A 10,725-nucleotide genomic window follows, 5' to 3' on the forward strand; every position below is an offset into this window, starting at 1 on the left:
AGCGTAGCGAGACATGTTCGGCAGTGGTGCGGCATTGCTGCAGCGCTCGTACGTCACTTCCCGTCGCCGGTCTGCACCATGCTGGTGCACCGAGCCGGGGCGCCCGCCACCTCCAGGAGGCCCTTCGCCCGCTCTCTCCCGTACCGCAAGCAGAAGGAGCCAACGGCATGACCGACATCGTCAAGCGCAGTGCTCGCGCCATCCTCCTCGACGGCGACGAACTGGTCCTGATCAAGCGCACCAAGCCGGGCCGGGAGCCGTACTGGGTGACGGTCGGAGGCGGGGTCGAGGAGGACGACGCGACCATCGAGGCGGCCCTGCACCGCGAGGTGTTCGAGGAGCTCGGTGGCAAGCTGGAGCGCGCCGAGCTCGTCCACCTGATCACCGACGAGGTGGAGGGCGGCGTCGGCATCCAGCACATCTTCGCCGCGTGCCTGGGGTCGATGGACCTGGCCGCGCGTACGGGTACGGAGTTCGCCAAGCCGGAGCGGGGCGGGTACGAGGTGGTCCGGGTGCCGTTCACCGCCGAAGCCGTCCGTGAGCTGAACCTGATGCCGCCGGAGCTGGCCGAGTTCATCGCCACGAACACGGACGCGATCGTCTCCGTTCTCGACACCCCGGTCCGCGAGGCGTGAGCGATGACGCAGGTGCCGGACTTCGTCAGCCTCAATGGCCCTGACAACGTGGGCAAGACGACCCACCTGGTGCAGCTGGCCGAGAGCTGGGACGGCTTCCAGCCGCTGGGAGCCGTCCACGAGCACGACCCCGAGCCCTGGGCGCGGGTGGCGGCCGGCGACTACGCCCGGTGGTGGTTCGAGACGTCCACGACCGTCGAGCTGACCGAGATGCTGCTCGCCGGCCACGCCAAGCGGACCGCCGCCCGCGAGACCGGGCGTACGGGACTGCTCGACCGGGGCCTGCCCATGCTCCTCGCCGTGGCCACCGCGACCTGCGTGGTCAAGGACAGGCTGACGGTCGGCGAGGCGTTCAAGACCGTGACGGGCATCGCCGGTTCGCGCGCCGGAGTACCGGAGACCTCGATCCTCCTGCTGCCGTCCCTCGACGCCGAGCGCAGCTACGCCCTCACCAGCGCCCGCGAGGGCCGCCCCTGGACCGGGATCTACCCGGCCTACCAGAAGACGCTGCACGCGGTCCTGCTCCACCAGGCCGACCACGGCACGTACACCGCTGTCGTGGACTGCGAGGGCCGCTCCCTGGACGAGGTCCATGCCGACGTACTCGACCACGTCGGCCTCCCCCGACTCACCGATGGGAGTCCCCGATGATCCAGAACTCCCCGCCCCTGGTCCTACCGCCGGGCCTGGCCCGCGCCGTGGTCACGCTCCAGGACAAGGACCGCCGCCGCCTGGACGACACCGTCACCCGGCTCCACACGATCAACGGACGCCTGTGGGACGCGGAGGACCGGGTGCGTGGCGCGTTACTCACCGCCGCCCAGATCGCCGACTGCAAGCGCGAGATCGACCAGCTCAACGCCGAACGCAACGCGCTCGCCGAGCGGGCCGACGAGATCCTCGGCTCGCTGACGGACGCGGGCCGCGCCGACGCCCCGCTGCACACCGAGACGCTCGCCTCCGTCGTCGACCGCCTGTCGGTGCTGACCCTGCGGATCTGGCACAGCGAGCGGGCCGGGACCAGGGACGAACTGGCCCGACGCCGCGTCCCCGCACTCCACAGGCAGCGAGAAGAACTGTGCGCGGCGCTCGACTCGCTGGTCGTCGACGTCATCGCCGGCCGCCGACGGCTTCCCGAACCGGCCCGCTTCAAGCTGTACGGCCGGGACGACGCCGCCCCCGCGGAGATCAGGCCGAGCCGCCCCCTGCGCCGGGTCGTCGCCTTCGGCGGGCTGAGCGAGTGCGGCAAGAGCACCAGCGCCGAGTTCGTGCGGCGCACGTGCGGTGCCCAGCGCCTCAAGATCGGCTTCCTGCTGCGGCAGGCGGCCCACCGGGAGGGTCTCGCGGACCCGTACGCGCTGTCGGCCCGGCGGCAGGCCGAGCTGCTGCTCGGCGAGTTGAACCGCTTCGCGGACGCCCACGTCGACACGCGGCTGTTCACCATCGAGTCCGTCCACGACGACACCTCGATCGCCGAGCTCAAGCAGCTCATGGGCGACACGCTCCAGATCGTCTACCTGGACGCCTCCTTCGCCGTACGTGTCGAGCGGTCCGGGACGTCGGACCAGGCCGTTGCCGCGAAGGACGAGATCAAGATGAGCCGCGGCGCCCATCAGGTCGCCGCGCTCGCCGACCACGTGATCGACAACTCCGGCAGCGTCGCCGCCCTTCGCGCCCGGCTCCGGCGCATCGCCACCCCGCCCGCCACCGCTTCGCTGCGCGTCGCCACCCCGTACGGGCTGGGTCTGCCTGCCGCCATCGCCTCGGCGACGGCCGACTTCACCGACGCTGTGCGGGCCTACGGGCCGGGCGTACGGCTCGCTGCCCTGACCGGCAGCCCCGGCGAGGGCACGTGGATCGCCGGCTGGTCCGACCTGGACCTGCTCATCATCGCCGAACACGAGGTCTCCGACCGGGTGCGCGAGGCCCTGGAGCGGTACCGGACAGTCCTGGGCGGTGCTGCCTCCCTCGGCCCCACGCTCGTCACCCCCGGCGAGCTGACCGCCTGGCGCCTCACTCCCCGCCTGGCCTTCGCCCTGCACCAGCTCCAGCAGGGCCGGCCCGTCCTGCACGCCGCCCCGGACATCGAGCTGCCGGCGATCACCCGCGACGAGCTCGCCCTCGCCGCCGTCCGCGAACTCCCCCAGGTCGTCCTCACCATGCGCCGCCTGCGCGCCGAAGCGGGACCGGACACGCTGCGGCAGTTGTACAAGCACCTCGTGCTGGCCTGCCGCCTCCTCCTGCGCGAGCACCACCAGTGGGAGTCCGGCCCCGACCGGATCCTCGCCACGGCCTCCGGGCTGCCCGGTCTGACCGCGTTCTCCGTGCCCTCTCTGGCCGAGATCTCCAGCGCCTGGCGCGACGGATGCGGTGAGTCCGTCGTCAAGCCCGTCACCGTGGCCGTCGACCAGTTCCTCGCCTGGTACGCCGCACAGCTGGCCGCCTGACCAGCCTCTCCACTGTCTTTCTCCCCACCCGACAGGAGCTTCGCCATGCCCGAAACCCTTGCCGTGCCGCCGTTCTCCGCGCGGATCGTCGAACGCCTGAGTGTCGGTGCCACCAGCCGCCGCGAGCGCGTCATCCACTCGCTGGACGGGCTGGAGGAGCCGGTCCGCCCCGACGCTCTCGCCGCCACCGGGGCTCGTCTGTGGCGGCACCTTCAGCAGCAGGTGCCGGACGGACTCGGATCGGTGGACTTCCTCCTCGGCCTGGACGCCGGCGGCATCCTGCCGACCGTCTCCCTCGCCGGCGCCGCCGACCTCCCGTACAAGATCGCCTGGAAGCTGCACCTTCCCCTCGACGGCGCGGTCCGTTTCAGTGAACCCCACGCGATGCGCACCGGCGTCTTCGCCTACGGCATCGCCCCCGGACAGCGCATCGTCATCGTGGACGACGAGATCACCACCGGCCGGACGCTGGCCGACCTCACCCGCCGACTCCGCGAGGCCGGCGCCGTCCCGCTGGCAGCGGCCTGCCTGGTGGAGGACACCACCCGCGGAGCCCGCGGCCTGCTCGACGACCTCGGTCTGCCGCTCGTCTCGCTCACCACGATCGAGGGCACGGCGTGACCACGATCGCCCCGGCGCAGATCCGGTTCCGTCCCGGCTCGCAGACCATCCCCGCCGGGGCCGTCCACACCACACCGCTCGGGTACGACCGTGACGACGTCCCTGTTGGGGCGCCGCTCCCGGTCCCCGCCTCCGCCGAGCTCGTCGACCGCCTGAGCGGATGCGGCGCAATCGAGGTGGCCTTCGAAGGGAAGCTCGGCGACACCCTCCTCGCGCTGTCGCGCGTCCGCGCGCTCGTCGACTGGATGCGTCTACGGTCGGCTCCCCTGGCGTTTCGGGTGGTGGGCCCGTACGCGGGGCTGATCACCCGAACCGGCCTGGTGGCGCGGGCGCCGACCGCCGCCTCGCACGGCCGGCGGGTAGTGATCGGTGACCGGGCGGGGGTCGAGGCACGGGCCTCGGAGGCAGCGGTGAGCCTGGCGTGCGACCCGGCCGCCCCGCCTTGCTGGTCGAGCGACGGCCGTGCCCACCCTGACCTGCCCGCCCGGCACTACCTGGCGCTGGAACGCCGTCTCGGCATCCGCCTGCCCGGCACGGCGCCCTTCGCTCCCCTGCTGGCGACCGGGCCGAACGGCCTCGTGGAGGAACTGCGTTCGGCGGGCTGGCTGAACGGTCTGACCATCGCCGCCATCACTGCCACCAGCTGGCCGGACCGCAAGGACTACACCGCACAGCGCTACATCGAACTCGCCGAACTCATCGCCGAGTCCCACCAGTCGCAGGCCCGGCTGCTGCTCATCGGCGGTGACGTGGACGGCGGGGACGTCCGCGTCACCGCCGAAGCCCCGCGGCGCCACGTGCAGGTCCTACGCCTCGACGGGGCGCCGGCCGACCACCTGACCGATCTGTTCCCGCACTGCCACCTCATCGTCGGCAACGACACCGGACTCACCCACCTCGCCGCGATGGCCCGCGGCCGGGACGGCGGCGGGCCGCCGGTCATCGGCCTGTACGCGCGGCACAGCCACAGCAAATGGCGCACCGGCCTTCCGCACCACCACGCCATCGCCACCGACCTGTCCGAGCGCATGCACCAGGGCGACCTCTGCCCCGTACGCGACGCCATCGCCCCGGACACCGACGTCCACATGGCCGCCTTCCCGCCCGCCGCACTGGCCCAGGTCTGCCTGAACCTGCTGAACGAGGTGCGGTGATGGCCGGGAAACCCCGTCTTCGCATCGGTCCGGTACGGCGGTTCACCCGCAACCGGTTGTGCCCCGTCGACCTCCTCGGCCGCCCCCTGCTGCTGAAGTACACCCGCGATCCGGCCGAGGCCCGCCAGGAGATCCGCGGCCACGCACGCCTCGCCCAGCACTACCGCGTCCCCTCCCTCCATGCCCACCTGCGCGTACCGGGTGGCCATCTCCTCGCGTACGAACGCCTGCCCGGAGGCACGGATCAGGGACTTCTGCTCGACCTCCTCAACACGGACGAATCGCACGGCGAACTCCACGACTACATGGACCGACTCACGGCCACCTACCGCAACGTCATCCTCACGACCGCGCGGTCCACCGGTCCGGACCTCGTCGTCCGAAAGCTGTACTGGGAGCGCGCGGCGCCCGGTGGCCGCCTCGACGTGTACTACGCCAAGAGGGACTTCCCCGTTGCCGATGGCCTCATCGACATCCCTGTCTCCCGCCTCGGCACGTACACCCTGAGCATCAACGGCCGGCGGCACCACCTGGACTGGAGTGCCACCCTCCGCTGGCTGCGTGCCCACTTCGGCACGGCCGAACCGGTCTGGGCGGCCCTCACCCAGGGCGACCCCACCGACGTCAACCTCGCTCACCCGCTCGCCTGGCTCGACCACGACACCGCCGGCATGAACAGCATCGCCGGAGAGTTCGCGAACTTCCTCTGGTACACCTCCGCCCTCGGCGGGTGGCTCGTCCCCACGTACAACCCCGCCGCCTTCGCCGACCACCCGGCCACGTTCGACCACATCACGGCCAACACCCCCGAGGTCCGGCGAGCGGAAGTCGACCACGCCACCAGCACCCTCCACATCGACTACACCCTGCGCCTGTCCGCACCACGACGCGCCGCCGTGACCGCGTACTGGGACCAGCTCGTACGGCCGGTCGCAGACCGCCTCTGGGGCGGCATGGACCTCGCCAACGTCCTCCGCCCCTACCTGGCCATGCGGATCCTCGGCGTCCACAACCTGGCCGGCCTGGCCCCCGAGGACCGGCTCGTCCTCCTCGCCCGGCTCACCGAGGCCATGAGTCCCGCCTTCGACCCCGCCACCTACTTCTCCCCGCTGGAGTCGCCATGTCCGGCCCGCTGAACGGCCGCATCGCACTGGTCACCGGAGCCACCGGCGGCATCGGCTCGGCCATCGCCCGCCGCCTCGCGGCAGAGGGTGCCGCCGTCGTCCTCGCCCACCTCGGCGACCACCGGGCCGCCGCCGACCTCGCTGAGCAGATCACCCGACGCGGCGGCACCGTCATTCCCTTGGAGGCCGACCTCCGCGCCCCCAACGCCGTACGCGCTCTCTGCCGCAGGGCCCACGACGAACTCGGCCCGATCGGCATCCTCGTCAGCAACGCCGGCGCCTACCCCCGCCGCCCATGGGCGGCGACGACACCCGACCACTGGGACGACGCGCTGGCCACCAACCTGACCAGCCACTACCACCTCGCCCACGAGCTGACCCCCGCCATGACCGCCGCCGGATGGGGCCGGATCATCACCATCGGTTCGGTCCTCGCCGCCGCGGGCCGCCACGACCTCACCGGCTACATCAGCGCGAAGGCCGGTCTCGAAGGGCTCACCCGCGCTCTGGCCCGCGAGCTCGGGCCCTGCGGCATCACCGCGAACTGCGTCGCCCCCGGCTCCATCCGCGTCCCCGCCGAGGACACGGTCGTCGACGACCCGGACGCCATGACCGCCCGGCAGCTCGCCCGCCAATGCGTCCCACGCCGGGGCCGCCCGGACGACGTCGGCGCGGCCGTCGCCTTCCTCGCCACCCACGACGCCGGCTTCATCACCGGCCAGACCCTGCGCGTCGACGGAGGCTGGGTCCTTGGCTGACATCTGGCTCATGCGCCACGGGGCCTACGAAGGCCACCGCCCCGGCCACCACGCCCCACACGAGGCCGCCCTGACCCCGGAAGGGCGCGACCAGGTACACCGCTCCCTGCCGCTCCCCCACGGCATCACCGGCCTCGTCACCAGCCCGATCCCCCGAGCCCGCCAGACCGCCGCCCTCATCGCGTACCTCACGGGCCTGCCGATCCTCGCCACCTCCGGCCTCCTCGCCGAATGGCGCGCCCCCAGCATCGTCCTCGGCCGCACCCCCGACACCTACCCACCCGCCTACCGCGCCTGGCGCGCCCGCCGCCTCACCAACCCGGCCCTGCGCTACGAGGACGGCGAAAGCCTCACCGACCTCCACACCCGCGCCCGCCGCTGCGCCGCCTTCCTCCACCACACCGCCCAGCGCCACGGCCCCCTCCTGGCCGTCTCCCACACCCTCCTCCTCGGCGTCCTCACCCGCCTCCCGGAAGGGCCCGCCGCCTTCGCCGTCGCCGCGAAGAACCCCTGGCAGTTTGCCGAACGGCGCCGCTTCGTCCACTGGCCTGCAGGACCGATAAGCCACGGAGGAGCACGCTGACCGGATTGTCAACACGCACGCCAGCGCGTGCTATGAGCGTCCACCGCAGCTCTTCGTTAACACTCATATGGGGCAATGTCACCAACACGCTCTGGCATGCGGGGCCAATGCTGGCTCACGATGCACCCATGAGCACAAGCAGTAGCAGCACTCGAACCCCCTTCGTGCCACGCATCGTGGTTGTCACGCCTGAAATTGCACGTGAGCTGCTGGCCCGCAATGAGGCCAACAGGCCCACAGACCACGCTCTCGTGACTCAATTCGCCGCCCAGATCCGAGAGGGGAGCTTTCGACTCACTCACCAGGGAATCGCCCTCGACGGCACACTCGAATCAGGACGGCTTCTGGATGGTCAGCACCGGCTCAAAGCCGTAGTGAAGTCAGAGACCCCCGTCAAGATGCTGGTTTTCGAGAACATGCCAGCCGATACCTTCACCGTGCTGGACACAGGGAAGCGCCGCAGTGGAGGCGATATTCTCGCCCTCAGCGGCGAGAAAGACTCGACCCTTCTCGCGTCCACAGTACGCCACGTACATCTTTTCAGGACCAGCCCCTCGGGATCGTGGGTCGGCTCCCAGTCCAGGGTGACAAATGATCAGCTGCTGGGGATCTTCGCCAAGCAACGGGAAGAGTTCAGGCACGCCGCATACGTCGGGCGACTGCTCGGACAAAACATCGGCCTGATCCCCACAGCGGCGGCAGCCGGCTTCTTCCTGGGTGCCGAGTCCGCACCAGACGTGTCTACTGAGGAATGGGTAGACGGGCTCGTGTCAGGCGCCAACCTCGGCCCCACTGACCCGCGGCTCGCCCTGATTAAGGTGATGCGGCAGCTGCGAAATGGCACCACCTCTCGACGACGCACTGACACAAAGAGTCAAATGGGTCTCTACATCAAAGCTTGGAACGCCTGGGTCTCCAATAAGCCGATGAAGGCACTCCGGCTGCAACAGGGAGAATCCTTGCCCCGCCCCGTCCAGATGCGGCTCTCGGAATAGCTGCGTGCTCGCCGCTCGCGCCGAGCACTTCCGCTTGAACGGCGCGAGCCGCCTCGCCCGGAGTGAGGTACGTTTTCGTTCTCCTCGGCGGCGAGCAGATCCTGATCAAGCGCGCCAAGCCAGCCGGGAGACGTACTTGGTGCCGATTGGCGGGCTCCTGGCATCGCCTACACTCCCTCAAGACACTATGCTCCCGACCAGGCGAACACGCTCGCCGTTACGTCGCACCTGGGTTTCTCCCGCAGCCACCCAGGGTTGAGGACGCAAAGTGCCGTCGGGCGCGCGTGACCTACAACTGTCGTTCCTCCTGATGGGGCGCAGTGAGCGGGAGCACTGAGGCGCGCCCACTGGGAGCCGGACATGACCCTCGACAGGGATATCGTCAACCTCGCACGCCGCATCCAGCGAGACTCCGGGTACATCGTCCCCTTTCGGCAGGCACGGTTGAGCGCCGCACGCGAGTTGGGCGCACTTCCTGTCCACACCATGGCACCTGCGGACCGGATCCCACTCCGAGTCGCATACACCGGGGAGAGCGAGACCGCCGCCGGATCCGCAATCAGCAGCGATATCCAAGGTCTGGGCCTGGACGACTGCTCAGACGATCAGCGTGAATTCCGGGCCCTGCTCGCGCTCGCGCTGTTCAACGGCAACGTATACACGGGCCCGACGGCGAGATGGAACTATTCGGTGGTCGCCTCGTACGACCCAGTGATGTCGCCTCGCCGGGACCATTTGGTAATGGTGGCGGAGCGTGCGCCGGAAAACGTGGCCACCCGGTTGCTGGACACTGGGGGAGAGGAGTCGGGCTCACGAGGCGTTCCGGGGCTACGGCACGAGGTCAGTTATACCTGCCACGGGCAAAGCTCCGTCCGTCTGCGCCATCTCACCACCAACGCACTGCTGACGACCACCGGTGACCCTGCCGGATGCCTGCTCGGCGGAAAACGCCGCCGAGCATCGCTCCATCCCTACCTCACCGTGGACCACAGCCTCACCGAGTCCGAAGGTAGGACCCTGGCTGAGGTTCCTCCAATCTCGGCGGATGCCAGCATCTTGTTGGCCGGCCTGGTTTCCCGCTACAACCTGGTGGACCGACGCGGTCACTGGGCGACCAGTCTGTCCTGGGACCCCCTGGGGCGCCCCGAATCCAAACACAGAACAGCACCCGAGGTTATGGGGCGCGGTCCTGTACTTCGACTCTGGGGCACCGGGGACTCCTGGACATTCCGATGGACCGGCTATCCCGAACCCCGTGACCTTGCTCTTGCCCTGACCCACCGGGAGGCTGGCGTCAAAGGCGCCGGATTCACCCGCCACGGGAACACATACACGGTGGCGCTGGGCACCGCCTCGCTCGACCTGTGCGAGTGGGAGGGCTGATCCATGCGGTTCCTAGCCGACCATTCGGGGTCCGCTCCCTTGCTGATGGCTGCCACCCTCCTGGGGCTTCTCCGCGTCACGTTCCCGAAGGAGTCTCGCCATCGCCTGGAACTGTGGAAGTCCGTCCTCGAACACCGACGTAAGCGCTGGCAGATGGCTGAGCGTCGCCGAAAGGTCAAGAGGCTTGACAAGACTGGCGAAACGGACCGCCCTACCGACACAGCACAGTGCGGAGGTCACCGCTCAGTCGACTGAGGTTCACAGCTGCGTAAAGGGGGCGCATTCGTCGCACCAGGTTGGGATCCGTTGAGGAGCCGAGATGCTCCCCGGAACCTCGCTAGGCCACGTCAACTTAACCGAGACCAAGCACCTGACTTGGGAAACGGTAATCGGGTAGGTGGAATCCGTGACCGGACCTCATTCAGTACGAAGAGGCCGTGGGTTCAAAAACCTTCCCGCTGGAGACATGCGCGAGTAGCCCACAGAGGACATGCCATCCGAGGCCGGACCCAAGGTTGCCACCTCGCCACGAGCGGTGTTGGGGGCAGCAGTTGTAGCACCGGATAGGAGGCCCAACCTATCTGCGGGGCCGGAGCAAGAGTTTTGGCGCCTGATTGCTGAATCATACAGGGTCGAGTATCCCGGGGGAGAAGGCCACTCAACAAGCGCCATTTTCATTTTCCTTATCGCCCCCCGGGCTCGTCCGCCGCGTACGGGTGGACGTACCGCTCCGAATTGAACTGCTTGAGAGCATGTCTCACGTGGCAAGTTTCGCGAGCTTCTTGTAGCAGGTCAGGGCGGCGGCCAGGCCGAGGAAGGCGAGGAAGTGCGAGCCCTTTCGTTCGTATCGGACGGCGAGGCGGCGGTAGCCGAAGAGCCAGGCGATCGACCGTTCGATCTTCCAGCGGCGCCGACCGACGCGTTCGCCGGACTCGATGCCGGGTCGCGCGATGCGCGCGACGAGCCCGCGCTCGCGCAGCCAGGCCAAGAGCTCGGCGGAGAAGTACGCCTTGTCCGCGCGGAGT

The 10,725-nt window shown here is 69.5% G+C and carries 11 protein-coding genes; 10 read left to right on the forward strand and 1 reads right to left on the reverse strand.

Annotated features, from left to right (window positions below):
• Nucleotides 1–167 precede the first annotated feature (167 nt).
• From AC51EU_RS21230 to AC51EU_RS21275, 10 genes are all read left to right on the forward strand, one after another.
• Nucleotides 168–635, forward strand: a complete 468-nt coding sequence (locus AC51EU_RS21230; RefSeq protein ID WP_496268602.1) for an NUDIX hydrolase — start codon at nucleotides 168–170, stop codon at nucleotides 633–635.
• Nucleotides 636–638: 3 nt separating this feature from the next.
• The gene (locus AC51EU_RS21235; RefSeq protein WP_496268603.1) at nucleotides 639–1,286 is read left to right on the forward strand and encodes a hypothetical protein; all 648 of its coding nucleotides are present in this window, start codon (nucleotides 639–641) and stop codon (nucleotides 1,284–1,286) included.
• On the forward strand, nucleotides 1,283–3,082 hold the full coding sequence (locus tag AC51EU_RS21240; protein ID WP_496268604.1) for a DUF4254 domain-containing protein: 1,800 nt from the start codon (nucleotides 1,283–1,285) through the stop codon (nucleotides 3,080–3,082). The genes AC51EU_RS21235 and AC51EU_RS21240 overlap by 4 nt, the downstream gene beginning before the upstream one ends.
• 45 nt (nucleotides 3,083–3,127) lie before the next feature.
• On the forward strand, nucleotides 3,128–3,703 hold the full coding sequence (locus AC51EU_RS21245) for a phosphoribosyltransferase (protein ID WP_496268605.1): 576 nt from the start codon (nucleotides 3,128–3,130) through the stop codon (nucleotides 3,701–3,703).
• Nucleotides 3,700–4,857 (forward strand): glycosyltransferase family 9 protein, encoded by a 1,158-nt coding sequence (locus AC51EU_RS21250; protein WP_496268606.1) that lies wholly within the window; start codon nucleotides 3,700–3,702, stop codon nucleotides 4,855–4,857. The genes AC51EU_RS21245 and AC51EU_RS21250 overlap by 4 nt, the downstream gene beginning before the upstream one ends.
• The gene (locus AC51EU_RS21255; protein WP_496268607.1) at nucleotides 4,857–5,993 is read left to right on the forward strand and encodes a hypothetical protein; all 1,137 of its coding nucleotides are present in this window, start codon (nucleotides 4,857–4,859) and stop codon (nucleotides 5,991–5,993) included. The genes AC51EU_RS21250 and AC51EU_RS21255 overlap by 1 nt, the downstream gene beginning before the upstream one ends.
• On the forward strand, nucleotides 5,978–6,739 hold the full coding sequence (locus tag AC51EU_RS21260) for an SDR family NAD(P)-dependent oxidoreductase (protein WP_496268608.1): 762 nt from the start codon (nucleotides 5,978–5,980) through the stop codon (nucleotides 6,737–6,739). Before AC51EU_RS21255 ends, AC51EU_RS21260 begins: the two co-directional genes overlap by 16 nt.
• Nucleotides 6,732–7,322 (forward strand): histidine phosphatase family protein, encoded by a 591-nt coding sequence (locus AC51EU_RS21265; RefSeq protein ID WP_496268609.1) that lies wholly within the window; start codon nucleotides 6,732–6,734, stop codon nucleotides 7,320–7,322. The genes AC51EU_RS21260 and AC51EU_RS21265 overlap by 8 nt, the downstream gene beginning before the upstream one ends.
• Before the next feature lie 128 nt (nucleotides 7,323–7,450).
• Nucleotides 7,451–8,317, forward strand: coding sequence for a hypothetical protein (locus AC51EU_RS21270; RefSeq protein ID WP_496268610.1), 867 nt, complete (start codon nucleotides 7,451–7,453; stop codon nucleotides 8,315–8,317).
• Between the two features lie 360 nt (nucleotides 8,318–8,677).
• Nucleotides 8,678–9,700: a hypothetical protein gene (locus tag AC51EU_RS21275; RefSeq protein WP_496268611.1), complete on the forward strand. Its 1,023-nt coding sequence runs from the start codon at nucleotides 8,678–8,680 to the stop codon at nucleotides 9,698–9,700.
• A gap of 757 nt (nucleotides 9,701–10,457) precedes the next feature.
• Here AC51EU_RS21275 and AC51EU_RS21280 read toward each other — a convergent pair.
• On the reverse strand, nucleotides 10,458–10,725 hold a 268-nt coding region (locus AC51EU_RS21280; RefSeq protein ID WP_496268612.1), incomplete at its 5' end, for a transposase.

Source organism: Candidatus Streptomyces philanthi (assembly GCF_059553635.1).